Origin of the sequence: Pseudarthrobacter cellobiosi (genome assembly GCF_023913755.1) — a bacterium.
Taxonomy (GTDB): Bacteria; Actinomycetota; Actinomycetes; order Actinomycetales; family Micrococcaceae; genus Arthrobacter; species Arthrobacter cellobiosi.
Genome location: NZ_JAMXBJ010000045.1, coordinates 1 through 22,048, shown reverse-complemented (window position 1 = coordinate 22,048; position 22,048 = coordinate 1). Strand labels below are relative to the sequence as shown.

Genomic DNA, 22,048 nt, shown 5'->3' with positions numbered 1-22,048 from the left:
AGGAGCTCCACGATGGCTAAGGCTGAACTCCGTAAGCCCAAACCAAAGTCCAACCCCTTGAAGGCCGCTGACATCACTGTCATCGACTACAAGGACGTAGCATTGCTGCGCAAGTTCATCTCCGACCGCGGAAAGATCCGCGCCCGTCGCGTCACTGGCGTCACGGTGCAGGAACAGCGCAAGATCGCCCAGGCAATCAAGAACGCCCGCGAAGTTGCACTGCTGCCCTACTCCGGCGCTGGCCGCGGCTAAGGAAGGGACTGACTAACATGGCAAAGCTCATTCTGACCCACGAAGTAACCGGTCTCGGTGCCGCTGGCGACGTTGTCGAGGTTAAGGACGGTTACGCACGTAACTACCTGCTGCCCCGCAACTTCGCCCTGACCTGGTCGAAGGGTGGCGAGAAGCAGGTTGAGTCCATCAAGGCTGCCCGCGCCGCCCGCGAGCACGCTTCCCTGGAAGACGCTCAGAAGCAGGCCGCTGCACTCTCCGCCAAGCCGGTCAAGCTCGTCGTCAAGGCTGGCGAGACCGGACGCCTGTTCGGCACCGTCAAGCAGGCCGACGTCGCCGACGCTGTTGAGGCCGCTGGCCTTGGCCGCATCGACAAGCGCAAGGTTGAACTGCCGACTCACATCAAGTCGGTTGGTTCCTACCAGGCCAACGTACGTCTTCACGCCGACGTTGCCGCTGTGATCGAACTCAACGTAGTCGCAGGTAAGTAGCCTTTCCGGCTACGCAGCCTCAAACTGCACAAAAACCCCCGTTGCCGTCACCGGCAGCGGGGGTTTTATGTGCCCTGCGCTGCGCCGACATGGCACTTGGCGGCAGTGTCGGAGCCCGGGACTGCCGCCAAATGCCAACTCGGGGTAGAGATCAGGGCTGGTGGATCTCCGCCATGACATGGTGGTATCCGGTCCGGATCATCTCCGCGAGGACGTCACGGTCCACGTCGTCCAACTTGTTGACGTAGAGGCAGGCTGTGCTCGTCTTGTGCTTGCCGAGTTCGGGAAGCAGCCGGTCGGCGGCGGGTCCATCGGTGAGGCCGTACAGCACCAGGTTCGCCTTGCGCGGCGAGAACGCGACGGCGGGCGCATCGCCTTCCCGCCCGCTCTGGTACTTGTAGTGGTAGCTGCCGAATCCCACGATCGTCAGACCCCACATGAAGGCTTCCTGTCCTGTGATTTCCCGCATGAGGTCCAGGAGTGCAAAGCCATCAGCGCGCCGTACAGGGTGCTCCACTGCGGCCAGGAATTCTTCCACTGACCCGCCGGTTGCCTGGGTCTTGTTTTCTGCCATGACGGAAGTCTCCCAGAGCACGGCTCACTTGTCAGCCAGGCCGCTCCGGGTGATAGCCTGCGGCGGTGAGCCAGAATTCCTCCCCCGCGCGCCGCCGTCGTCCGTTCACCCAGGTGGACGTATTCACAGACGAACCCTACCGGGGCAATCCCGCTCGCAGTGGTTGGTGATGCCGTGGACCTCACCACAGAACAGATGCAACAGTTTGCCAACTGGACCAACCTGTCGGAGACCACGTTTCTACTGCCGCCGACGCATCCCGATGCCGACTACCGCGTCCGCATCTTCACCGGCCACGAGGAATTCCCTTTTGCCGGGCACCCCACATTGGGGTCTGCGCACGCGTGGCTCGACGCCGGTGGCCTCCCGAAGCGGGGCGGGGTCCTGGTCCAGGAGTGCGCGGCCGGCCTGGTCCGCGTGAAGCTCGACGGCGGACGGCGGACGGCGGGCCTTCGCCGCGCCGCCCCTGACGCGCTCCGGGCCGGTGGCGGAAGCGGACCTGGCGCGGATCGCTGCGGGCCTTCGCCTGCCCCGCCCGGCGCTTCTGGATGCCACCTGGCTGGTCAACGGCCCCGAATGGATCGGCGTGCTCCTGGAGTCCGCCGGACGGGTGCTCGGCATCAGGCCGGACTTCGCCGCCCTGGCTGCCTGAAAGTGGGTGTGATCGGACCGCATGCTGCGGACGCCGGAACTGACTTTGAGGTTCGGACCTTCATCCCGGGGGGACGCTGCCGCCGAGGACCCTGTCGCGGGCAGCTTCAACGCAGGCGCGGCGCAGTGCTGCTCTAGCGCCTGTGGAATAAACGCCGACCGCTGCTGGTTACCAAGGTGCATGCAAACACATGTAACATAGGCTGTACCGAACCTCAGGAGTCCAAGTGGAAACCCGCCGCATCACCGTACTGTCCGCCGGCCTGGGCGTGCCGTCCTCGAGCAGGCTGCTCGCCGACCAGCTCGCCGTTGCAGCAGAGCACCGCCTCGCCGATGCCGGTTTCGAGGTGAAGGTTGAGGTCCTTGAGCTCCGGGACCTCGCGGTGGACATCGCCAACAACTTTGTCACCGGCTATGCGGCTCCTCGCCTGGCGGATGTCATTGCCGGCGTGGAGGCTTCCGATGGCATCATTGCCGTCAGCCCGGTGTTCAGCGCCTCCTACAGCGGCCTGTTCAAGTCCTTCATTGACGTCCTGGACCCCAAGTCACTGGACGGGAAGGCTGTGCTCCTGGGTGCCACGGGCGGCACGGACCGCCACCAGATGGTTCTCGAGTACGCGATGCGCCCGCTGTTCAGCTACCTGCGCACCCGGATGGCCGCTACGGCCGTTTTCGCCGGCCCCCAGGACTGGGGAAACACGGACGACGGCGGCTCGCCCCTCTCGTCGCGGATCGACCGTGCGGCGGCTGAGTTTGCCGCCCTCCTGGCGGAGGATCAGCCCGGCCGCAAGCCGGCGGCCCTGGAGTCCCTGCCGTTCGAGCAGCTCCTGGCGGGCATTTCCGGCGGACGCTAAGGCGGGCTGGTCCGCAAGGTCCGCGCCCTTCCCGCAAAGTTCTTCCCGTCAGCGCCGGGGTCCCGGCTGCCGAACTATTCGGTCTCCCCGGTCGTTGACCGGAACATGAAGTGTCCTGTGGATTCAATTGACCTGATCATGAGCGAACGCAGCGGCGTCGAGATCGACTACTGCCCGCGGTGCCGCGGCGTTTGGCTGGACCGCGGTGAGCTGGACAAAATCATCGACCGCGCCAACGACGCCATGGGCGGCAGCGCTCCTACGCCGGCGCGCCCGGCGGCCGCGGCGCCTGTCGCTGCTCCGGTTCCGCCCCCGCTGTATCCGAACTTTGAACCCCGCCGCGAGCAGCCGCGGTACGAGCAGCCCCGTTACGACCAGCCGCGCTACGACGACCGGAAGTACGACAAGCCGGGGTATGACCGCGACCGCCGGCGGCCCAAAAAGAAAGAAGGCTGGCTGGGAGACATCTTCGACTTCTGACAGCCGGACGGTGCGCTGTGCCGTGGCTGAGAGCCCTGGGGTCCAGGAGCCTAGTCGTCCATAAGCCCTAGTCGTCCAGGAGGGCGATGAACTCGCGTGCCTGTTTCAGGGAGATGTCCGAGTGCCTGGTCAGCGCAGTGGCGGCGCCTTCGGTGTCGCCACTGCGCGCCAGCGTGCGGATGCGGCCGTAGATCTCGTCGTTGAGCATATTGCTGCTGACCTCACGCGTCACGTCGCCCTTGCTGGCAATGGCGCGGTAGCGGTAGGGGAACCGCTGGGGCGTGTCGTCATCGTCGGACTCTGCCACCACTTCAGCGGCAGGGCTGCGGTAGGCCTGCGGATGGGCGGCCAACGCCCCCACCGCGTCCCGGGATGCCCGCAGGCCTTCTCCTGTGGCCTCGTAGTACAGCTTGATGGCCGCCATCGCTTGTCCCTGGGCAATCAGCGCGTACAACCTGCGGTGCTGGTCCTCAGAGAGCTTGGCGGCGGCCAGGCGGGCCACCTCAACCGGATCCGGCGCAGGGGCCGTGCCGGCCTGCTTGACGGCCGCCTGCCGCCTGCTGACCGTCCGGGCAGCCAGTGCGACACCGGCGGCCACGACCGCGAGGATAATAACGGGGATCACGAGCGATTCCATTTCTAAAGCCGATCTACATACTTTTTGGCTGTCGCCAGGTCCGTTTGGGTTGCCTGGCGGAGGAGTTTGATGGCCTGGATCTTATGCCCTTCGTGCGCCATTGTCTGCAACTGCATGGCCAGCTGAGGGTCCAGAATCCCGCCGGGCAGCGCCGCATAGCCATACTGGCCGGCACCCGCTCCGGACTGCCCGCGCCGTGCTGCCCGGGCATGGTCTTCCTGCTGCGATTGCTGCTGTTCGTTCTGGCTGGGCCGGGTGTTGGCTTCCAGGCGGACACGCACGGCTGTTGCGACGCGCACCTGCTCGGCATAGTGCTCCGCAGAGCGCCTGGCCAGGTCCTGCTGGTACTTCTCGGCGTCGGAGGTCCCGGAATCACGGGGTCTGAGGGCCGTCGTAAATGCCCAGATTATCGCCGCCAACACGCCAGCCGGCAGAAACACCATCAGTACATCGCCCATAGTCAGAGCTTATGCCAGATGCCCGTTATCCACAGCACATTCCTGCCGTTGCATACAGCCGATTCGCTGCGGCGTCAAAAGATGCCCGGCGGTGTGCCGCGCATCACCAAACGGGCATGAATCGCCGACGGAGACGCTCGGAAAGCCAGATCTTTCAACAGCGCCACGCCGCAAGCTGTGGATGAAGGTTGAGAAAAAAAGAATTTAGTCCACATCCTCGACGAACGTTTTCGCAGGTCAGACGCATATATACGGCAAAAGTTTTTTTGTTTCCACAGGTTCACCCACAGGCTGTGCACAAGCTATGCCCCTTAGTGCACAGGTTATCCACAGCCCTCCGGGTTGGTGGGCTTGGACGCTGGGGCGGTGGCGGCTACCGTTGCGGGATACCTGCTTTTGGGGCGCCATGACGCCGTCGCGGACATGTGCTGTCGCAGCAGTGGACGACTTCGGTCCGGCTGCTGCGGCGCTTTTTGTGGATAACTTGCGGAACATGGGGATAACTCCCACGCGCCTTGCGCAGACTCAAATGTTGCGCAGACTTCAATCGGGCCCGCCGGGCTTCATTGTCGGAGGCCGCTGATAGACCTGAACGTATGCCGTCCCGTGGAGGTCCCGCAGGAGGGCGCCCGGCAGGTAAATGACTTACTCGCCGCATCAAGTCGCGGCACACTATGGAGGACGGCAGCTTTGTCAGTAACGCACCTGGACTCGATCGAGGGTACCCGCGGATCAGAAGGCAGCCGTAAGCCACCACAGGACATTCCCGCCGAGCAGTCCGTCCTCGGCGGCATGATGCTGTCCAAGGACGCCATCGCGGACGTTGTGGAAATCCTCCGCGGCCAGGACTTCTACCGGCCTGCGCACGAGACCATCTACGAGGCGATCATCGACCTCTACGGCCGCGGCGAGCCGGCGGATGCGGTTACCGTCTCGGACGAACTGACCAAGCGCGCAGAGATCAACCGGATCGGCGGACCCGCCTACCTGCACGAGCTCATCCAGACTGTGCCCACGGCCGCCAATGCCGGCTACTACGCCGAAATCGTGGCAGAGCGCGCCATTCTGCGCCGGCTCGTCAACGCAGGCACCAAAATCGTCCAGCTGGGATACGGCTCCGACGGTGAGGTGGAGGACCTGGTCAACCAGGCACAGGCCGAGGTTTACGCCGTGGCGGAGCGGCGCACAGCAGAGGACTATGTGGTCCTCAAGGACGTCATGGAAGCCACGGTGGACGAGATCGAAGCGTCCGGACACCGCGGGGAAGGCATGACCGGTGTGCCAACGGGGTTCTACGAACTCGATGAACTCACGCATGGACTGCACCCGGGGCAGATGATCGTCATCGCCGCCCGTCCGGCAGTTGGTAAGTCCACGTTTGCCCTAGACTTCGCCCGCTCTGCGGCCATCAAGAACAATCTGGCCACGGTCATGTTCTCTCTCGAAATGGGCCGGAATGAAATCGCCATGCGCCTGTTGTCCGCCGAGGCAACCATCGGCCTGCAGGACCTTCGCAAGGGCACCATCAAGGACGAGCAATGGTCCAAGATCGCCACCACCATGGGCAGGATGAATGATGCCCCGCTCTTCATCGATGACAGCCCGAACATGTCGCTGATGGAAATCAGGGCCAAGTGCCGCCGCCTCAAGCAGCAGCATGACCTGAAGCTCGTGATCCTGGATTACCTGCAGCTCATGAGCTCCGGCAAGAAAGTGGAGTCACGCCAGCAGGAAGTCTCCGAGTTCTCCCGTGCGCTGAAGCTGCTGGCCAAGGAACTCCAGGTTCCGGTCATCGCCCTGTCGCAGCTCAACCGTGGCTCCGAGCAGCGCCAGGACAAGCGGCCCATGGTCTCTGACCTCCGCGAATCCGGCTCCATCGAGCAGGATGCGGACATGGTCATCCTGCTGCACCGTGAGGACGTCTATGACAAGGAATCCCCGCGCGCAGGCGAGGCGGACATCCTGATCGCCAAGCACCGTAACGGCCCCACCAAGGACATCGTGGTGGCCTTCCAGGGCCACTACTCGCGCTTCGCCAACATGGCGGCCGACGCCGGAGGCAGCGGCTTCTAGGGTCGTTCCCGCCGGGGCTGGCTGGCTTAGCCCTGCCCCAGCAGGTGGTTGGGCAGCCGGTTCCCCGGGGCGGTCCCACGGATCTTGAGCAGTTCGCGGGCGTGGGCATGCAGCCGCGTATCTTCTGCCGAGACCGGCACCCAGCCGGGGACGGGCACCGAGTTGCCGTCGGCGTCGCGCGCCACCATCACCGTGAGGCAATACGTGGTGAGGTTCAGTTCCCTGCCCTTCGGATCACCGGAGCGGACGTGTACGGCGATGTGCATGCCTTTAGTCCCGGTGTAGACGAGCCTGGCCTCGACCTCCACTACATGGCCGATCAGCAGGGGCCGGTAGAAGCGAACGCCACCGGAGAATACCGCCACCGTGTCCATGCCGCAGTAGCGGGACGCGCAGACATAGGCGGCTTCGTCGATCCACTTCATCACAATGCCGCCGTGCACTTTCCCGCCCCAGTTCACGTCCGTGGGGGCGGCCATGAACCGCAGCGTCACCCGTTCGGCGGTCCCGGCGTCGGTATATTCCTGGGCGTTCATGGCTTCGACGATCCGTTCACGGACCGTGATCCGCGCCAGGGCGTGGTCCCGCTGTTCGATCTCCGCCGCCGTGACCGGTTCGAACTGTTTGACGGGTATCGGCTTGCCGTTGTCGCCGACCGCTACGAAGATCACCATGCACTGGCTGCGCATCGTGGCAGGCCCGCCCTTGGGATCGCTGGACGAGACGGTGGTCCGGATGTGCATGGAGGAGCGTCCCGTGTAGACGATGGTGGCCTCCACCTCCACCATGTCGCCGCTGTTCACCGGGTCCGCGAAGTGGATGTTGCCCACGTAGGCGGTGACGCAGTAGGACTTGGCCCAGCCCACGGCGGCAGCGTACGCCGCCTTGTCCACCCATTCGAGGACGGTCCCCGCATCTACCGAGCCGCTGTGGCCCACATCCGTGGGGGCAGCCAGGAAGCGGAGGGATACGGAATTGGCGGCGGTCTCAGTCATGCTGCGATCTTACTGAGACGTTGTGTTACCGGAGGGTCGGGGATGACATATATGCAACAGGAACTGCCCCGACCGCCTTTTTGTGGCGGACAGGGCAGTTCTGTCTGTGGATTGCTGGCTGCTGGCGACTTCGTTCCGCCCGCCGTCAGGACCCGGTCGCTGGACCCGGTTTCCCAGTTCCACTTGGCAATGCTGGGCGTTCCCTTGTTTGTTGTTGCGTCCCAATCGTGATCCACAATTTCGCGGAGCAGGTCCCCGTCCCACCACGCCAGGAAATTGGCAGCCGAGATCCTGTTGGCGATCAGTTCGCCCTTGGCCGACCGGAGCTCACCGACGGGGGAATTCCAGGCGGCGTCGCCGCCGATGGCCCAGCCCTCAGCCCCGGCGTAGCGGGGGTCGATGTCGCCGGCCGCCGCGCGTCCGGTGTCCTTGACGGCCGGGATGCTCCAGAGGACTTCACCGGTCCGGGAGTCGCGGAACGTGGCGCCCTTGTTGCCGCTTGACCCCATGTCCTCGTGGGCGGCGAACGTTTCGAGTCCCGGCCGGGTGGGGTCCGGGTCGCTCGTATGGATCGCGTCGCCGTGGCCAAGCCCCGTGTTTTAGAGGGGCTTGCCGTTGTCATCGATGGTCATCGATCCGAAGATGAACTCGTCCTTGCCGTCCGCGTCCACGTCCGCCACGAGAGGTTGTCCAGGGCTCAACGGCCTACGTCACGGAGCCGGCCACTTCCAGCATCCACGCCGTTGACTTGAATTCGGGAAAGGTGGTCCAGAGCGCCGTCCTGGATCGCGCCGCCAACGAACTCACCGGAGTTGCCGGCTGACATTCCTGCCACGGCAAAGACGTTAAAAGCCCGACGACGGACCGGCACCTGGGTGCCTGTCCGCCGTCGGGCGTTGCTCGTTTAGGAGGAGTCCGCTTAGGCGAGGACTGCCAGTTTGGAGCCCTTGCGGCCGAACAGGACGCGATCCATAGACACGCGGCCGGCTCCGGTGAGTGCGAGTGCCAGGGCGGCAGCGCCCAGAAGCAGCACCAGTTCGTACCCGCCCTTGTCGGCGAAGACTCCTGCCGAGGCGTGCACCAGGAAGAAGGCGCCGATCATGTTTACGGCCAGCAGGGCGGCCACCACGCGGGTGAGTACGCCCAGGATGAGGGCAATGCCGCCAGCCAGTTCGAGGCCTGCGACGAAGGGTGCTGACACGTTGGCTGCCGGAACGCCCATCTGGGTGAACGCGGCCTGGGTGCCGGCGATGGTCCATTCGTTGAACTTCTGCCAGCCGTGGGCGGTGAAGAGGAAGCCGAGGATGACGCGCAGGACGGTGATGGCGGTGGTGGTGAGGCGTGACTGATTCATAAATCGAGTCTGCTGGATCATTAGTTGAAGTGTCAACTAACCGTCCACCATTGTGTCCTTTGTCATGACTTCCGGCGTCACGGAAGCGGGGCCGCCAGGTGGTTGGTTCCGGCCGTTAGGCTGAAACTGTGCCCAACCAATCCGCCCCCGCTGCCGTCCAGCGTCCCGCCAGCCATGCCCGGGAAATCCTGCGGCTCGCGGTTCCGGCGTTCGGCGCACTGATCGCCGAACCGCTTTTCCTGCTCGCGGATTCGGCCATTGTGGGCCATCTTGGCGTGGCCCAGCTGGCCGGCGTGGGGCTCGCTTCCGCCGTGCTGCACACCGCCGTCGGCCTGATGGTTTTCCTCGCCTACTCCACCACTCCGGCGGTGGCCCGCGCGATGGGACACGGCCAGTTGGGCAAGGCACTCGCCGCAGGGCGCGACGGCGTCTGGCTGGCACTTCTGTTGGGCATAGTTCTGGCGGTGGCCGGTTTCTGGGCCGCTGAACCCCTGGTGTCCCTGATGGGGGCGGAGGCTGACGTTCGCTCGTTCGCTGTTGACTATCTCCGCTGGTCCATGCCCGGCCTGGTGGCCATGCTGCTCATCTTTGCAGGCACCGGAGTGCTCCGCGGATTGCAGGACACCAGGACGCCGCTGCTCGTGGCCACCGCAGGCTTTGCCCTGAATATTATCCTCAACCTGTGGCTGGTCTACGGGCTGGACTGGTCCGTCGCAGGCTCGGCGGCCGGCACCAGCATGGCGCAATGGGCCATGGCGGCCGTCTATCTGGTGATGGTCCAGCGAAATGCCGCCCGGCATGGCATCGGCCTGTGGCCCGACTGGAGCGGTATCCGCGCGATGACCCGCGTCGGTTCGTGGCTCATGCTCCGCACGCTGAGCCTGCGCATTGCCATCCTGGCGACGGTTTTTGTGGTCACGGGGCAAGGTGCCGTCAACCTGGCCGCGCACCAGCTGGCCATGACCATCTTCTCGTTCCTCGCCTTTGCCCTCGATGCCCTTGCCATCGCCGCCCAGGCCCTGATCGGCAAGGAACTGGGCGCCTCCAACGCCGTCAGGGCGCGGCACCTGACCCGGACCATGATCCGCTGGGGTGTCGGATTCGGCGTGGTCACGGGAGCCATGCTGGCCGTCGCCGCGCCCTGGGCGGGGGCGCTGTTCACTTCCGACGCCGGCGTCCAGTCCGTGCTGACTTACGCCCTGTGGATCCTGGCCGCCGGTCAGCCTCTTGCCGGTTATGTTTTTGTCCTGGACGGCGTGCTGATCGGCGCCGGAGACGCCAAGTACCTGGCGCTGGCGGGCGTGGTCAACCTCGCTGTCTACGTCCCCATGCTCGTGGCCGTTGCTGTCTCCGGCATGTCCGCCGCTGCAGGCCTCGTGTGGCTGTGGGCCGCCTTTGCGCTGGGGTATATGGCCGCCCGGGCGCTGACGCTGGGCCTGCGCGCCCGGTCGGACCGCTGGATGGTGCTGGGTTCGCCATAGGGCTGGCGGCCACTAAACTGGACCGGTGAACCAACCACTGACACCCACAGATGCTCCCTCCGGCACCGCCCAGCAGGCAGACCTGTGGAAGCCGGTACTGCTCCGGGCCTTGGCCGCACTGGTGTTCGGTGCCGTGACCATTTTCTGGGCCGGGCCATCGGTCCAGGTCATGGGATGGTCGGGCGGGCTCTATCTGCTGGTCACGGGCCTGCTGCTGCTCTGGGCCATCCCGAAGACCGGCTACGCGCGTGATGGCATGCCCGGCAAAATCCTCTCCGCCGCAGGGGCCGCCCTGGCAGGCGCAGGTGTTGCCTTGGCGCTGCTTTACGGGGACCGCGTCTTTGGCGTCGTCGCGGCGGTGGGACTTGGCCTGGCCGGAGCGGTGGAACTGTACTGCGGTCTCAAGTATCGCGGCCGGCACGTGCTGGCCCGCGACTGGCTGGCCTCGGGCATCATCGGGCTTGGTACTGCGGCGATCCTGCCTTTTTTCATCAGCCTAGGAGCCCATGCCCTGCTTGGCGTCGCCGGCGGCGGGGCCATCATCTCCGGTGTGCTGTGGGCCCTGTCCGGGTTGACGCTAAGGCACGATTCCCGGCCCGCCTCCGCGAAGCCGTAAACTAGAAGCGAAAGGTTCTACCCGGCGTAGAAAAGACGCCCGGAACAACCCCCCGCACACATTCGAACCAGCACGCCTTTCGGCATGGCTGTAGGAGAGGAACTACCTTGGCAGACCAGAAACCAGGAAAACCGCGCAATCTGCGGACCTCGGTGAAGGGGCCTCTGATGTTCTCCGCGTTCTGGGCCGTCCTCGCCTTCGTCGCGGTGCTGATCTTCGCCTCCGGCGGCAGCTCGAAGACCCCGCGGTTCGACCTCGCCTTCACGGGCGCCGGCATTGCGTTCATCGTAACGCTGGTGATCGCCGCCATGCTGGCCATGAGCCACAAGGAGAACTCCGAACATCTGGGCAAGGGGTCCGGCGTCAACCTGAGTTCAGCGCGGAAGCCGTCCCATGGATTCGGGGGACACGGCCCAAGCCAGACCGGCGGCGCTCCTGAGTCTCCGGACGCCGACAGCAACGGCTCCAGCCACCCCTAGCCCACCGGTTCCTCGCGCGCCGGTTCCTCGCGCGCCGGGCCTGGCCCCGGCACTGGATCAGCGAACCTTATTCACTGAACCTAGGCTCAGCGAGCAGTCGCCTGCCGCGCCCGGTACGCTGCCACGTGCGCGCGGTTGGCGCAGTTCCCGGTGTCGCAGTACCGTTTCGACCGGTTGCGGCTGAGGTCCAGGACCACGGCATCGCAGTCCTCGGCCTCGCACACCAGCATGCGGTCCATCTCCTTGCTCCGGATGACGTCCGCCAGGGCCATGGCGGCTTCGGTGCCCATTCGCTCTGCCAGCGGCGCGTCACTGGCAGTGGCGTGCAGATGCCAGTCCCACTCATCGTGCTTCATCAGCTGGGGGAGTGCGTTGGCCTCGCGCAACAGGCGGTTGACGCCCGCCACAGCAGAGTCTTCGTCCGCGGTCCAGAGGGCGGCAAGCCGCCCGCGCAGTTCGTGGACACTCGACAGCTCGGCCGCATCGCCGGCGCGGGATCCACTGAACCCTTCGGAGTGAAGGAAGCCATCCAGATCCGCCACCGTGGCGAGCGATTCGCGTCCGTTGGCGGCGGTGTTGATCAGGTTGACCGCGGCGCGCAGGGCTATTTCGGTGTCAGGGGCAAAGACCATCTTGACTCCTTACTGGGGCGGGCGTAGTGTCAGGACCATTACCCCACTTTACTCCTGACAGGAGGCGTCGGTGACTGCCGCCCCTAACCCCGCAGCCGCGGGCGGATTCCTTGGCTCCGGCCTCGGAATCGCGTTGTTCTCTTCTGCCGTCTTCGGGCTCTCCGGCTCCTTCGCCAAAGCGCTCCTGGAAACCGGCTGGTCCCCGGGCGCTGCCGTGACGGCCCGCCTGACCGGTGCTGCGTTGATTCTCGCCGTTCCTGCCGTTCTGGCTCTGCGCGGACGGTGGTACCAGCTGCGCGACAACTGGGTCACCATCGGTCTTTTCGGCCTGATCGGCGTGGCCGCTTGCCAGCTGTTTTACTTCAACGCGGTAGCCCGCCTTTCCGTGGGTGTAGCGCTGTTGCTTGAATACCTGGCTCCCGTCCTCATCGTGCTTTGGCTGTGGGGAGCCAGCAAGAAGCGGCCACGCGCGTTGACCTTCGGCGGAACAGTGCTGTCGCTCGGCGGCCTGGTCCTCGTGCTGGACCTCACCGGAACGGTCAAGATCGACATCGTCGGGGTCCTGTGGGGGATGGCCGCTGCCGTGTGCCTTGCCATCTATTTCTTCATCACTGCCAAGGAGAATGATTCCCTGCCGCCCATCGTCCTGGCATCCGCCGGGCTGCTGGTGGGGTCAGCCGTCATGTGGCTGGCGGCCGCCACGGGACTGCTTCCCATGGCCTTCAGCACCGCGGATACCAGGCTCGGCCCCTGGATCACCCCCTGGTGGGTCTCCCTGGGTGGCCTAGTCATCCTGGCAACAGTCCTGGCGTACATTTCCGGCATTGTCGCTGCCCGCGCCCTTGGCTCCAAGGTTGCATCCTTCGTCTCGCTGACCGAAGTGCTGTTCGCCGTGACCTGGGCCTGGCTGCTTCTGGGTGAGCTGCCCGGCGCCATCCAACTCCTGGGCGGCGTCCTCATTGTCGGCGGGGTGGTTCTGGTCCGGCTGGACGAGCTGCGCTCCGGCACGGCCGCTGCAACTGTCGGTGCGCCAGCCCCACTGGACCACGCGAACGACGTCGAACCTGTGCCCTGAGTGCCGGCCGCCTTGCCCTGAAGGACTTGCCCTGAAGGGCAGGTGCCACAGCTCGGGGCACCGCCGTCGCCCCACCGTTTCGTTGTGCCCGGCCGTTAAATGCCGCGGGGCCCGGACACTGTGCAGTGTCCGGGCCCTCGCAGTAGGGATTCTGCGGTTAGCGTGAAGCCTGGTCCTGCTCGCTGGCGTTCTTCGTGGCCTTCTGGCCCGCGTCCTTCAGCGCCTGGATGACCTGGTTCAGCGCCGCCGTGTGGGTGCCGGACCATTCGCCGCGGAAGTGGTCGGCGTCCGGGCCCTTCCAGTTGGTGCTGTCCAGCACGCGGGTCAGGTTGGACCTCTGCTGCTCGATCTCGCCGGCACCGGCCTGCAGCTTGCTGCCAAGAGTCCTGAGCTGTTCTACATCTGCGCCCCACATTGCCATCAGTTTTCTCCTCGTTGTCTTGGATCCGATCCAGATCGGCATCCCCAGCGGCCCCCGGCTCATCCGGAAGATCCATTACCTAGAACCTATCCCGGCCCCAAATCACTGTCGATGGGCACCGCTGCCCATGCACCACTCCCCATGGGCCACAGCTCCCCGTGGTTTGAGCCGGCCGAATCTTGACAAGCTCGATCACCGGTGGGCTGGGGGTCGATCCGAGGCGTTCCAGAGCCTAGCATGGGCATATGTGCCGGAATATCCGTACCCTCCACAATTTCGAACCCCATGCGACCTCTGAGGAAGTGCATGCCGCCGCGCTGCAGTATGTGCGCAAGGTCAGCGGCAGCACCAAGCCGTCCAAGGCCAACGAGGACGCCTTCGAAGCGGCGGTGCACGAGATCGCCCAGATCACCCAACACCTGCTGGATTCGCTGGTCACCCACGCTCCCGCCAAACACCGGGACGAAGAAGCCGCCAAGGCCAGGGCCCGCGCGGCCGTGCGCTTCGGCACCGCCTGAGGACCTAACCGCCTGAGGACTACTTGCCGAAGCTGCGCAGCCGGAGCGAGTTTGCCACCACTAGGACGGAACTCGCTGCCATCGCAGCACCGGCAAGCATCGGGTTCAAAAGGCCCAGGGCGGCCACAGGAATGCCGACGGCGTTATAGAAGAATGCCCAGAAGAGGTTCGTCTTGATGGTGGCCAGCGTCCGCCGGGACAATTCGATGGCCTGTGCCACCTGTCCCAGGTCATTGCCCATGACGGTGAGGTCCGCCGCCTCGATGGCCACATCCGTACCGGATCCCATGGCGATGCCCAGGTCAGCCTGCGCCAGCGCGGCGGCGTCATTCACTCCGTCGCCGGCCATCGCCACAATGGCCCCGCCCGCCTGGAGTCGGCGGACGGCGTCCACCTTCCCGGCAGGCAGAACCCCTGCATAAACATCGTCAGGGGAAATGCCGACGGCGGCAGCGACCTGCGCGGCCACCGCGGCGTTGTCCCCGGTCAGCAGGATGGGGCGCAGCCCGAGCTTCTTCAGCTTTGCGACAGCCTCCGCGGATCCCGGCTTCACGGTGTCGCGGAGACTGATGATTCCAGCCGGGGTGCCGTCCACCGCCACCCAGATGGCCGTGGCACCGGTTGCTTCCGCGGCGGCCAGGGCCTCCTGCTGCGGGCCGGAAGGGCGGACGCCGTTCTCCGTGAGCCAGCCGGTGCGGCCCGCCAGGATCACGCGCCCTTCAGCGGTTCCCACCACTCCGCCGCCGGGTGCCGAACGGAAGTGTTCGACGGCGGGGAGCCGCCCGCCGTCGTCGTGCCCGGTTTGTGCCTCAACGGCCGCGGCCGCGATGGCGTGTGCGATCGGGTGCTCCGAAGCCGCCTCGACGGCGCCGGCGAGCCGCAGCACGTCCGTGCCCTGGTAACCGCCAAACGCGAGGGTGCTGCCCACAGCGAGTTTTCCGGTGGTGACGGTGCCGGTCTTGTCGAGCAGGATGGTGTCCACGGTGCGGGTGTCTTCGAGGACCTGCGGGCCCTTGATCAGGATGCCCAGCTGGGCTCCCCGGCCGGTTCCGGTGAGCAGTCCCACGGGAGTGGCAAGCCCCAGGGCGCACGGGCAGGCGATGACCAGGACGGTGACCGCGGCGGTAAAAGCGGCCCTGAGCTCGGCAGGCTCAATCGCCGGGCCGCTGAACGCGAGCCACAGCCCAAAAGTCAGCGCAGCGATGGCCAGGACGATCGGGACAAAGACGGCGCTGATCCGGTCGGCGAGGCGGGCGATGGGGGCTTTGCCGGTCTGTGCCTGCGAGACCAGCCGGGCCATTTGTGCCAGCGTCGTTTCGGAGCCCACGCGGGTGGCCCGGACCAGCAGCCGCCCGGAAGTGTTGATGGTGGCGCCGGTGACTTTGCTCCCGCGCTCCACCTCCACCGGGACGGATTCGCCGGTCAGCAGGGAGGCGTCCACAGCTGACATGCCGTCGATCACTTCTCCGTCCGTGGCGATTTTTTCGCCGGGCCGGACCACCACGACGTCTCCCACGCGGAGCTGGTCGGCGGGGACTTTGTGTTCGGAGCCGTCCTGAAGGATGGTGGCGTCCTTGGCGCCGAGGTTCAGCAATGCCTTGAGGGCGTCGCCGGCCTTCTGTTTGGCGTTGGCTTCCAGGAACCGGCCCAGGAGCAGGAACGTGGTGACCACGGCGGCCACTTCGAAGTACAGGCCACCCGATTCCATCCCCTCCATGGCCGGGTGCTCGGTCATGCGGGGATCCAGGGCCAGTTGCCAGAGGCTGAAGAGGTAGGCGGCAGCGACGCCGATGGACACCAGCGTGTCCATGGTGGACGCCAGGTGGCGCGCATTGACGGCCGCAGCGCGGTGGAAGGGCCAGGCCGCCCAGCTGACCACCGGAAGTGCCAAGGCCCCGGCCACCCAGCCCCAGTTGGGAAACTGCAGTGCCGGAACCATCGAAATCAGGAACGCCGGAACCGTCAGGAACGCCGCCACGATCAGCCGCGGCACGAACTGGGCGGCGGCGGGACCGTGTTGCATGTGGTCACCTTGCGTGCCGCCTTCGGCGCCATGCTCCGCGTGGTCACCATTCGCGGCACCGTCGGAGTCATGCTCTGCATGCTCGCTCGTGCCTCCCCGGCGGCCCCCTGGCCTCGCTAGCTCGGCCAAGGAACCCTGCCGCCGTGGGCCCACCTTAGACGCATGCTGCCGCATGCCACCGGAGTCGGCGCTCGCGGGCAGGCCGAGTGTATCCGCTTCGTGGCCGGCACTTTGGCTTGGGAAGCGCGCGGGTCGGACCGTTGCCTTGTAGCCGGTGGCGTTGACGGTGTCTACAATCTGCTGGTCCGTGATGCCAGCCGGGACGGTGACGTGGGCGGATTCCAGCGGCAGGTTGACGGAGGCTTCGACGCCGTCTAGTTTGCCGAGCTTTCGTTCCACGCGGTTCACGCAGGAGGCGCACGTCATGCCCTCAATGTCCAGTTCAACCACGCGGCTTTGGGGCTGGTCATGGAGATGGTCTGTACTCATGATGGATCCCCTGATCGGACGGCGTTACGCGTCGTTGGCAACAACCAGGTAGCCGGCTTCGGCTACCGCTTCGCCGATCTCGGACGGCGACAGCTCCTGGCTTGAGGTGATGGTGACGGTGGAAATGCCGCCGGCGTTAAGTTCGACGTCGACCGTTTCAACTCCGGCGAGCGATTCGAGTTCCTCGCTGACGGACGAAACGCAGTGACCGCAGGTCATGCCGGACACGTTGACGGTAGTGGAGGTGGTGCTCATGGCTGGCTCCTTCAAAGGGGCCGGCGGTGGCCGGCCGTGAATGGGTGGCAGGTGGTAAGTGGTCAGCGCAGGAGGCGGCCGATGGCCTCTGTAGCTTCCTTGACTTTGGCGTCTATGGCTTCAGCGCGAAGGGCGGGATCGGGTTCCCCGGCGGCGCCCACCACGCAGTGGCCGATGTGCTCTTCCACAAGTCCCAGGCTCACGGCGTGCAGGGCCTTGGTGACCGCTGAGACCTGGGTCAGGATGTCGATGCAGTATTTGTCCTCATCCACCATCCGGGCGATGCCGCGGACCTGGCCCTCGATGCGTTTGAGCCTGCGCAGGTATGCCTCCTTGTTGGCGGTGTAGCCATGCGGAGGCGCCGGGGCGGTACCAGTGTGTGTGGTCAAGGTGTCCTGCAAAGGTTCCATGCTGCCAACATATACCCCATGTGGGTATAAGGCAAGTACCCCCATGGGGTATCCAATTCGGGGAGGAGCACCACGAGTCCGGGACCGGTGTGGCGATGGAAGGGCACAAAAAAGCTCCGGAGTGCGTTATTGGGGGATACGCACTCCGGAGCAGCATTTGGGCAGATTCACCCGGCCGTTGCGGCCGGATCGTTCTGCTTGAATTAGCTTACTTGCCGGTACCGCCGTCCGCTACCACCTCGAATAACTACTTTCGCTTTATTATTTCGGTCACCCGAAAACCGCCCGTGTGGGCCAGGCAGCCAGCTCAGGCCAACGTCTCAGCTCCCTGTTCAGGCTTCGTCCTGATGGGCCGGTCTCCGGTAGGGAACCACCAGCACCGGCCGGCTTTGATGATGCGTTAGCCAGAGTCCCACTGATCCGTTGAGCAGTTCGGAGATCCGGTGGGTCAGGCCGCGCTCCGAGGTTCCCACGATGATCATGGAGGAGTTGTTTTCCGCGGCGAGCCGGGCGAGGGCGCGGCCCGGATCCCCCGCCAGGGTCCGCAGCGTCCAATCCACGGGGGTGCCCGACGTCGCGGCGTCGGCCACGGCTCCCGCGATCACCGCCCTGAGCTCAGTGGTGACGGAGCGGATGTCGTCGTCGTCCTTGTCCGGGTGCAGCGACAGCCGGTGCGCGGATCTGGTGGGATCCCATTCGACCAGGTAGCTGGCCTCGTCAACATAGGCACACAGCAACGGCGCTGCCAGTTTGGCCGCCAGGGAGGTGGCGGTCTTCAGCACTTCCGGGTGCTGATGGGGCAACACGCCCACCAGCAACGGAGGCGGACCACTGAACCGTTCGGGACTCATAGCACCATTCTGTGCCTGCGCGGCGCCGCTTGAACAGGGGGCCGACGGTGCGTGGCCGTGTCAGGCGGCGGCGGGGGACGCCGAGACCACCACGTTCTTCCCCCACGGGTCTTCCGTGTAGCAGCTGATCAGGACCACACGGCTGGGCACCATGTCCCAGATGGGGCTGTCCTTGAGGCTGTCCTTGAGGTACGTGGTGACGCTGTCCACCCGGTAAGGGATGGTGCCGGTCGCGGTGACGACGTCGAAGGTGTCGCCGACGACGGCAGCGGAGCTGAGGTGGTTGAACGGGGCGTCCCGGCCCTCCCAGCTGTGTCCGATGATGTACGTGGTGTTGCCCGATCCGTTGCCCGGAGTCCCGAACGGTGTCAGCCAGTACCCGTCCATGGTGGTGGGCGGCACGATTGTCTGGCTTTCGACGGCGGTGCTGTCCGGCGCCAGCGGATGCACGGCCGTGTCCATCGCAGCTTTCGGATAGACGATCCGCTGCGGGGCCGAAGCCTCCGGGAGGACCGGGCCGGTGGCCACGGGCGCAGCTGCAGCTGGGGCGGATGCAGACGGTACGGCCGGAAGGCCCGAAACGGCCAGGGGCAACGGCAGTTGGATGGACGACGTTCCGGAAGAGTAGGCAGCAGCATTTGTTCCTGGTGTTGCGGCCCCCTGCTGGTCCAGCAGCGGTCCACCGAACGTGAAGGACAGGAAGCCCAGGACGCCGCAGGTCAGGATGGCGATGTCTCCGCGGTTCCAGCCGCGGGGCCGTTTCGGCACTTCGTGCCGTCCGGTTTGCTTTGACACAATTCTCCTCAGGCTGTTGGAAAGTGTGCTTACAGGAAGGGCGCCCCGCCTTGAGTTGGCGGGGCGCCCTGCGTGTCAGCTCGGCCCAGTCCGAGCTGTGGCCTAGTCTGCCTTTGGTTCCAGGGACCTGCGGCGTAGGGCCACCAGTGCACCGGCGCCGAGCATCACGCCCAGGCCCGCGAGCCAGGTAGGAGAACTCTCGGCTCCGCCCACTGAGGTCTGCGCGTTGAAGCCCTGGTTGGTGCCCTGGCTGACAGCGGCTGCTGCTGCGGCGGGCGCCTTGGCAGCGGCTGCCTTCGGTGCGGGCGTTTGTGCGGCCGGTGTGACTGCGCCCGCTGCCGCAGGCACCACTGCTGGTGGGTCCACAACAACCGGTGGGTCCACAACAACCGGTGGGTCCACAACAACCGGTGGGTCCACGACGACGGGCGGATCGACCACAACCGGTGGGTCCACGACGACGGGCGGATCGACCACAACCGGCGGCAGCGTCACGGCCTCGCAGTCATTGGCAAAGTCCGCCATCCCTTGAAGGTCCCAGTTCAATCCGCCAGGCAGCAGCGCATTGGGCGGGATGATGTCCCTTGAGTGTCCGCTATGGGCACCCAGGCCGTTCACCCCGCTAAGGTCAATGCTGATGGTGTGCCCGTTGTGGCAAAGAGTGAAGTTGTCTGCCGCGCTGGCCGGGGCCGTGACGCTGAGCATCGCCAGCCCCACCACTCCCAAAGTTGCGAAAGTTCGTTTCATGGTTTTTCGTCTCCCCCGACTGTTCTGAAAGGACCATGGCGGCAAGGGAGAAGTGACGGTTCTGAATGCCCCCAGCAGCATGATCAGGTTTGCTTGTGGGTTCAGGCTAGGGGCGCCGGACGGGCGCGGTCGCGAGTAGCGGGTACTCGTCTTTTTCCGCCTTTGACCTGCGTCGTTACCTGCGTGTACGCGGAAATGGGAGCCCGCTACTGGAGTTTTCCACCCTTGAACGTGGACAGGGCGGCGCCTAACGTTGGAGCATACGAAAGGTGCGTGACCGGCATGGAAATCTACATGTGGTGGCTGGATCTGAACCTGCAAACCAAGGAATGGCTGAGGGAAAACCTCCGTGCGGCGGAACTGCCGCTGCCGGTGCTGCAGGGCATCGCCGAAGCCGGCGGGCCGCATCCGGATACCCCGGTGGCTGTGCTCACCGATGCGGACTGGGATTTCATCGAGACGCAGTCCGAATTCGTCGACTGACAGGGCGCGGTCCGGCCACGCCGGACCAGTCCACGTAGCGAAGAAAAGCGTTGCGGCCCTCCGGTCGGGGTGGTTGCATGGGGTGCATGGCAACCGTAGAGAACTATGTCTTAGCGATCGGGACCAAAAAAGGCCTCTGGCTGGCCACCAGCCAGGACCGGAAACAATGGTCCTTCTCCGGCCCGCATTTCCTGATGAGCGAAATCCCCAGCATCGGGATCGACACACGGGAAGGCCGTACCCGGATCATGGTGGGCGTCAGGTCCGAGCACTGGGGCCCTACGGTGGCCCACTCCGATGACCTGGGCGCCACCTGGACCGAACCCAAACAGGGCGCCATTACCTTTCCCGAAGACACCGGCGCGGCAGTGGAGCGCATCTGGCAGATCTACCCGGACGCAGAGTCGCGGCCAGGGGTGGTGTGGGCAGGTGCCGAACCGATTTCGGTCTGGAAATCCATCGATGGCGGCGAGCATTTCGAGCTCAACCGCGGGCTGTGGGACCATCCTCATCGCAGCGACTGGGGTGCGGGCTACGGCGGCGCCGCCGCCCACTCCATCGTAGTGAATCCGGCCGGGGACAACGTCCACGTCGCCATGAGCACGGGTGGTGTGTACCGCTCGCTCGACGGCGGGACCTCCTGGGAGCCCCGGAACAAAGGCATTTCGGCGTACTTCATGCCGGACCCCAATCCTGAGTTCGGCCAGTGCGTCCACAAGATCGCGGCGGATGCTGCGGTGGAAGGACGGCTGTACGCGCAGAACCATCACGGCGTCTACCGCACGGATGACAACGGCGAAAACTGGAACTCCATCGCCGACGGCCTTCCTGCGGACTTCGGTTTTGTGATGCTGACGCATCCGCGGCGGGAGGGCACCGCCTGGGTTGTGCCGCTCAAGGCCGACGGCGAGCGGATCCCGCCGGAGGGAAAGCTGGCCGTGCACAGAACGGACGACGCCGGGGCCACCTGGAAGCGCCTGGATACGGGCCTGCCCGAGGGTGAGTACAACAGCGTCCTCCGCGACGCCGCGGGCGTGGATTCATCCGAGCCGGCCGGCGTCTACTTGGGAACCCGTGGCGGCACGGTGTACGCCAGCGCGGATGAAGGGGAGACGTTTGCAGAGGTTGTCAGCCATCTCCCCGACGTACTGTGTGTCCGCGCCGCCGTGGTCTCCGCGGCTGGACTGCCGGTTCCGGAAACGGCGGCGGCCCGCGGTGCCTGACATCAGCGTGGTACTACCCAGCATTCTCCAGCCGCTGGCCGGTGGGCAGTCCATCCTAACTGCGCCCGCCGACGGAACGGTGACGGTGGGAAGCCTGCTGGATACGGTGACCGGGGGTTACCCGGTGCTGGCCAGGCGGCTGCGGGACGAAACGGGAGCGCTTCGCCGGTACGTGAATATCTACGTAGCCGGCGATGAGGTGCGCCGGCTCCAGGGCCTGGAAACCGAGGTGTCGGCCGGGCAGGAGGTGCTGGTCATGCAGTCGGTGGCCGGAGGTTAGGACCGAAGTATCTCTCGGGCGGTCCGGCGGGCAGTCCTGACTGACTGCGCCCGCCGTCGCGGTGCAAGACTCCGCGGTGCAAGATTTGTGGTGCAAGATTCCGCAAGGAGGTTCTCCGCCGTGGCGGTAAACCTGGGTCAGGCAATCCGCCAGACGCTGCATTCGTCCGTATTGATCGCTTTCCGCGAGCCAGTGTGATGGTCCATGATCCAGACAACGCCGATTCCCGGTGCTGTCTCCTGGACACGGCCGCGGCGGATGACCACGTCGTCGTAGCTGGGCCCCACAGAGAGGCGGGCTTCGATTTCATCGCCGCGGTGGAGCTGGTCCAGGGCGCGGACTCGTGTTACATGGGCTTTGGCTTCCTTCAACATGGGGGGTGTCCCTATGTTTTTTGTCAAGCGTTGGGACGGGTTTTCCTTCGAGATGGTGGCGGATCGTTTTTGGGCAGGAGCCAACGGCCGGCGGGGTT

Annotated in this window: 28 protein-coding genes and 2 pseudogenes; 14 read left to right on the top strand and 16 right to left on the bottom strand. The window is 65.5% G+C overall.

Annotated elements, in window-relative coordinates:
- Positions 1–12 precede the first annotated feature (12 nt).
- Both rpsR and rplI read left to right on the top strand, forming a co-directional pair.
- Positions 13–252: a 30S ribosomal protein S18 gene (rpsR, locus tag NG696_RS11465; RefSeq protein ID WP_003800144.1), complete on the top strand. Its 240-nt coding sequence runs from the start codon at positions 13–15 to the stop codon at positions 250–252.
- 17 nt (positions 253–269) lie between these two features.
- Positions 270–722, top strand: coding sequence for a 50S ribosomal protein L9 (rplI, locus tag NG696_RS11460; RefSeq protein ID WP_111908353.1), 453 nt, complete (start codon positions 270–272; stop codon positions 720–722).
- Positions 723–873: 151 nt separating this feature from the next.
- On the opposite strand, the gene NG696_RS11455 is transcribed toward rplI, so the two are convergent.
- Positions 874–1,296, bottom strand: a complete 423-nt coding sequence (locus NG696_RS11455; RefSeq protein WP_252575439.1) for a DUF1801 domain-containing protein — start codon at positions 1,294–1,296, stop codon at positions 874–876.
- A 65-nt stretch (positions 1,297–1,361) separates the two neighbouring features.
- Between NG696_RS11455 and NG696_RS11450 the strand changes: the two are divergent.
- From NG696_RS11450 to NG696_RS11440, 3 genes and pseudogenes are all read left to right on the top strand, one after another.
- A pseudogene (locus NG696_RS11450) lies at positions 1,362–2,074 on the top strand (PhzF family protein); the annotation flags it as partial.
- Between the two features lie 100 nt (positions 2,075–2,174).
- A complete protein-coding gene (locus tag NG696_RS11445) occupies positions 2,175–2,801 on the top strand; it encodes an FMN reductase (RefSeq protein WP_252564626.1) in 627 nt (208 codons plus the stop codon).
- Positions 2,802–2,906: 105 nt separating this feature from the next.
- Positions 2,907–3,281, top strand: a complete 375-nt coding sequence (locus NG696_RS11440; RefSeq protein WP_252575438.1) for a TFIIB-type zinc ribbon-containing protein — start codon at positions 2,907–2,909, stop codon at positions 3,279–3,281.
- 67 nt (positions 3,282–3,348) lie between these two features.
- On the opposite strand, the gene NG696_RS11435 is transcribed toward NG696_RS11440, so the two are convergent.
- Together NG696_RS11435 and NG696_RS11430 are read right to left on the bottom strand one after the other, a co-directional pair.
- A complete protein-coding gene (locus NG696_RS11435; protein ID WP_252575437.1) occupies positions 3,349–3,918 on the bottom strand; it encodes a hypothetical protein in 570 nt (189 codons plus the stop codon).
- 2 nt (positions 3,919–3,920) lie between these two features.
- Positions 3,921–4,376 carry a hypothetical protein gene (locus NG696_RS11430; protein ID WP_252575435.1) on the bottom strand — a complete coding sequence of 152 codons (456 nt, stop codon included), beginning with the start codon at positions 4,374–4,376 and terminating at the stop codon, positions 3,921–3,923.
- A gap of 690 nt (positions 4,377–5,066) precedes the next feature.
- Here NG696_RS11430 and dnaB point away from each other — a divergent pair.
- Positions 5,067–6,449, top strand: coding sequence for a replicative DNA helicase (gene dnaB / locus NG696_RS11425; RefSeq protein ID WP_058930676.1), 1,383 nt, complete (start codon positions 5,067–5,069; stop codon positions 6,447–6,449).
- 26 nt (positions 6,450–6,475) lie between these two features.
- Here the strand turns inward: dnaB and NG696_RS11420 are convergent, their stop codons facing one another.
- The 4 genes and pseudogenes from NG696_RS11420 to NG696_RS11405 form a co-directional block, all read right to left on the bottom strand.
- Positions 6,476–7,444 carry an acyl-CoA thioesterase gene (locus NG696_RS11420; RefSeq protein WP_252575434.1) on the bottom strand — a complete coding sequence of 323 codons (969 nt, stop codon included), beginning with the start codon at positions 7,442–7,444 and terminating at the stop codon, positions 6,476–6,478.
- Between the two features lie 125 nt (positions 7,445–7,569).
- Positions 7,570–8,124, bottom strand: a pseudogene (locus NG696_RS11415) (rhamnogalacturonan lyase family protein); the annotation flags it as partial.
- A 17-nt stretch (positions 8,125–8,141) separates the two neighbouring features.
- The gene (locus NG696_RS11410; protein ID WP_252575433.1) at positions 8,142–8,279 is read right to left on the bottom strand and encodes a hypothetical protein; all 138 of its coding nucleotides are present in this window, start codon (positions 8,277–8,279) and stop codon (positions 8,142–8,144) included.
- 84 nt (positions 8,280–8,363) lie between these two features.
- Positions 8,364–8,798, bottom strand: coding sequence for a DoxX family protein (locus tag NG696_RS11405; RefSeq protein ID WP_252564616.1), 435 nt, complete (start codon positions 8,796–8,798; stop codon positions 8,364–8,366).
- 128 nt (positions 8,799–8,926) lie between these two features.
- Between NG696_RS11405 and NG696_RS11400 the strand changes: the two genes are divergently transcribed.
- The 3 genes from NG696_RS11400 to NG696_RS11390 all read left to right on the top strand — a co-directional run bounded on the left by NG696_RS11400 (position 8,927) and on the right by NG696_RS11390 (position 11,374).
- Positions 8,927–10,279, top strand: coding sequence for an MATE family efflux transporter (locus tag NG696_RS11400; RefSeq protein ID WP_252575432.1), 1,353 nt, complete (start codon positions 8,927–8,929; stop codon positions 10,277–10,279).
- Positions 10,280–10,304: 25 nt separating this feature from the next.
- Positions 10,305–10,895, top strand: a complete 591-nt coding sequence (locus tag NG696_RS11395) for a hypothetical protein (RefSeq protein WP_252575431.1) — start codon at positions 10,305–10,307, stop codon at positions 10,893–10,895.
- Positions 10,896–11,002: 107 nt separating this feature from the next.
- Positions 11,003–11,374 carry a hypothetical protein gene (locus NG696_RS11390; RefSeq protein WP_252564611.1) on the top strand — a complete coding sequence of 124 codons (372 nt, stop codon included), beginning with the start codon at positions 11,003–11,005 and terminating at the stop codon, positions 11,372–11,374.
- A gap of 86 nt (positions 11,375–11,460) precedes the next feature.
- Here the strand turns inward: NG696_RS11390 and NG696_RS11385 are convergent, their stop codons facing one another.
- The gene (locus NG696_RS11385; RefSeq protein ID WP_252575430.1) at positions 11,461–12,006 is read right to left on the bottom strand and encodes a CGNR zinc finger domain-containing protein; all 546 of its coding nucleotides are present in this window, start codon (positions 12,004–12,006) and stop codon (positions 11,461–11,463) included.
- Between the two features lie 70 nt (positions 12,007–12,076).
- Between NG696_RS11385 and NG696_RS11380 the strand changes: the two genes are divergently transcribed.
- The gene (locus NG696_RS11380; RefSeq protein ID WP_252564607.1) at positions 12,077–13,081 is read left to right on the top strand and encodes an EamA family transporter; all 1,005 of its coding nucleotides are present in this window, start codon (positions 12,077–12,079) and stop codon (positions 13,079–13,081) included.
- A gap of 157 nt (positions 13,082–13,238) precedes the next feature.
- Here NG696_RS11380 and NG696_RS11375 read toward each other — a convergent pair whose 3' ends face one another.
- Positions 13,239–13,502 (bottom strand): WXG100 family type VII secretion target, encoded by a 264-nt coding sequence (locus NG696_RS11375; RefSeq protein WP_104062917.1) that lies wholly within the window; start codon positions 13,500–13,502, stop codon positions 13,239–13,241.
- Between the two features lie 245 nt (positions 13,503–13,747).
- On the opposite strand from NG696_RS11375, the gene NG696_RS11370 reads away from it, so the two are divergent.
- Positions 13,748–14,020, top strand: coding sequence for a DUF2277 domain-containing protein (locus NG696_RS11370; protein WP_252575429.1), 273 nt, complete (start codon positions 13,748–13,750; stop codon positions 14,018–14,020).
- Between the two features lie 19 nt (positions 14,021–14,039).
- Here the strand turns inward: NG696_RS11370 and NG696_RS11365 are convergent, their stop codons facing one another.
- The 6 genes from NG696_RS11365 to NG696_RS11340 form a co-directional block, all read right to left on the bottom strand.
- Positions 14,040–16,532: a heavy metal translocating P-type ATPase gene (locus tag NG696_RS11365; RefSeq protein WP_252575427.1), complete on the bottom strand. Its 2,493-nt coding sequence runs from the start codon at positions 16,530–16,532 to the stop codon at positions 14,040–14,042.
- A 24-nt stretch (positions 16,533–16,556) separates the two neighbouring features.
- A complete protein-coding gene (locus NG696_RS11360) occupies positions 16,557–16,787 on the bottom strand; it encodes a heavy-metal-associated domain-containing protein (protein ID WP_058930688.1) in 231 nt (76 codons plus the stop codon).
- 62 nt (positions 16,788–16,849) lie between these two features.
- A complete protein-coding gene (locus NG696_RS11355; RefSeq protein WP_252564601.1) occupies positions 16,850–17,197 on the bottom strand; it encodes a metal-sensitive transcriptional regulator in 348 nt (115 codons plus the stop codon).
- A 332-nt stretch (positions 17,198–17,529) separates the two neighbouring features.
- Positions 17,530–18,048 carry a universal stress protein gene (locus tag NG696_RS11350; protein ID WP_252575425.1) on the bottom strand — a complete coding sequence of 173 codons (519 nt, stop codon included), beginning with the start codon at positions 18,046–18,048 and terminating at the stop codon, positions 17,530–17,532.
- A gap of 60 nt (positions 18,049–18,108) precedes the next feature.
- Positions 18,109–18,843: a class F sortase gene (locus NG696_RS11345; protein WP_252575424.1), complete on the bottom strand. Its 735-nt coding sequence runs from the start codon at positions 18,841–18,843 to the stop codon at positions 18,109–18,111.
- A gap of 102 nt (positions 18,844–18,945) precedes the next feature.
- Positions 18,946–19,590 (bottom strand): hypothetical protein, encoded by a 645-nt coding sequence (locus NG696_RS11340; protein WP_252564595.1) that lies wholly within the window; start codon positions 19,588–19,590, stop codon positions 18,946–18,948.
- A 282-nt stretch (positions 19,591–19,872) separates the two neighbouring features.
- On the opposite strand from NG696_RS11340, the gene NG696_RS11335 reads away from it, so the two are divergent.
- The 3 genes from NG696_RS11335 to NG696_RS11325 all read left to right on the top strand — a co-directional run bounded on the left by NG696_RS11335 (position 19,873) and on the right by NG696_RS11325 (position 21,576).
- Positions 19,873–20,073, top strand: coding sequence for a hypothetical protein (locus tag NG696_RS11335; RefSeq protein ID WP_252564664.1), 201 nt, complete (start codon positions 19,873–19,875; stop codon positions 20,071–20,073).
- Positions 20,074–20,150: 77 nt separating this feature from the next.
- Complete coding sequence (locus NG696_RS11330) at positions 20,151–21,296, top strand: WD40/YVTN/BNR-like repeat-containing protein (protein ID WP_252575423.1); 1,146 nt, start codon at positions 20,151–20,153, stop codon at positions 21,294–21,296.
- Positions 21,289–21,576 carry a MoaD/ThiS family protein gene (locus NG696_RS11325; RefSeq protein WP_252575421.1) on the top strand — a complete coding sequence of 96 codons (288 nt, stop codon included), beginning with the start codon at positions 21,289–21,291 and terminating at the stop codon, positions 21,574–21,576. The genes NG696_RS11330 and NG696_RS11325 overlap by 8 nt, the downstream gene beginning before the upstream one ends.
- A 137-nt stretch (positions 21,577–21,713) precedes the next feature.
- On the opposite strand, the gene NG696_RS11320 is transcribed toward NG696_RS11325, so the two are convergent.
- Complete coding sequence (locus NG696_RS11320) at positions 21,714–21,950, bottom strand: hypothetical protein (protein ID WP_056341782.1); 237 nt, start codon at positions 21,948–21,950, stop codon at positions 21,714–21,716.
- Positions 21,951–22,048: the final 98 nt, after the last annotated feature.

What these genes read in the sequence shown, in the direction of transcription:
- NG696_RS11455 (WP_252575439.1), bottom strand. Translation starts at nt 1,296, where the DNA reads ATGGCAGAAAACAAGACCCAGGCAACCGGCGGGTCAGTGGAAGAATTC.
- NG696_RS11375 (WP_104062917.1), bottom strand. Translation starts at nt 13,502, where the DNA reads ATGGCAATGTGGGGCGCAGATGTAGAACAGCTCAGGACTCTTGGCAGC.
- NG696_RS11405 (WP_252564616.1), bottom strand. Translation starts at nt 8,798, where the DNA reads ATGAATCAGTCACGCCTCACCACCACCGCCATCACCGTCCTGCGCGTC.
- rpsR (WP_003800144.1), top strand. Translation starts at nt 13, where the DNA reads ATGGCTAAGGCTGAACTCCGTAAGCCCAAACCAAAGTCCAACCCCTTG.
- NG696_RS11385 (WP_252575430.1), bottom strand. Translation starts at nt 12,006, where the DNA reads ATGGTCTTTGCCCCTGACACCGAAATAGCCCTGCGCGCCGCGGTCAAC.
- NG696_RS11440 (WP_252575438.1), top strand. Translation starts at nt 2,907, where the DNA reads ATGAAGTGTCCTGTGGATTCAATTGACCTGATCATGAGCGAACGCAGC.
- rplI (WP_111908353.1), top strand. Translation starts at nt 270, where the DNA reads ATGGCAAAGCTCATTCTGACCCACGAAGTAACCGGTCTCGGTGCCGCT.
- NG696_RS11330 (WP_252575423.1), top strand. Translation starts at nt 20,151, where the DNA reads ATGGGGTGCATGGCAACCGTAGAGAACTATGTCTTAGCGATCGGGACC.
- NG696_RS11365 (WP_252575427.1), bottom strand. Translation starts at nt 16,532, where the DNA reads ATGAGTACAGACCATCTCCATGACCAGCCCCAAAGCCGCGTGGTTGAA.
- NG696_RS11320 (WP_056341782.1), bottom strand. Translation starts at nt 21,950, where the DNA reads ATGTTGAAGGAAGCCAAAGCCCATGTAACACGAGTCCGCGCCCTGGAC.
- NG696_RS11335 (WP_252564664.1), top strand. Translation starts at nt 19,873, where the DNA reads ATGGAAATCTACATGTGGTGGCTGGATCTGAACCTGCAAACCAAGGAA.
- NG696_RS11370 (WP_252575429.1), top strand. Translation starts at nt 13,748, where the DNA reads ATGTGCCGGAATATCCGTACCCTCCACAATTTCGAACCCCATGCGACC.
- NG696_RS11340 (WP_252564595.1), bottom strand. Translation starts at nt 19,590, where the DNA reads ATGAAACGAACTTTCGCAACTTTGGGAGTGGTGGGGCTGGCGATGCTC.
- NG696_RS11360 (WP_058930688.1), bottom strand. Translation starts at nt 16,787, where the DNA reads ATGAGCACCACCTCCACTACCGTCAACGTGTCCGGCATGACCTGCGGT.
- NG696_RS11350 (WP_252575425.1), bottom strand. Translation starts at nt 18,048, where the DNA reads ATGAGTCCCGAACGGTTCAGTGGTCCGCCTCCGTTGCTGGTGGGCGTG.
- NG696_RS11420 (WP_252575434.1), bottom strand. Translation starts at nt 7,444, where the DNA reads ATGACTGAGACCGCCGCCAATTCCGTATCCCTCCGCTTCCTGGCTGCC.
- NG696_RS11355 (WP_252564601.1), bottom strand. Translation starts at nt 17,197, where the DNA reads ATGGAACCTTTGCAGGACACCTTGACCACACACACTGGTACCGCCCCG.
- NG696_RS11430 (WP_252575435.1), bottom strand. Translation starts at nt 4,376, where the DNA reads ATGGGCGATGTACTGATGGTGTTTCTGCCGGCTGGCGTGTTGGCGGCG.
- NG696_RS11435 (WP_252575437.1), bottom strand. Translation starts at nt 3,918, where the DNA reads ATGGAATCGCTCGTGATCCCCGTTATTATCCTCGCGGTCGTGGCCGCC.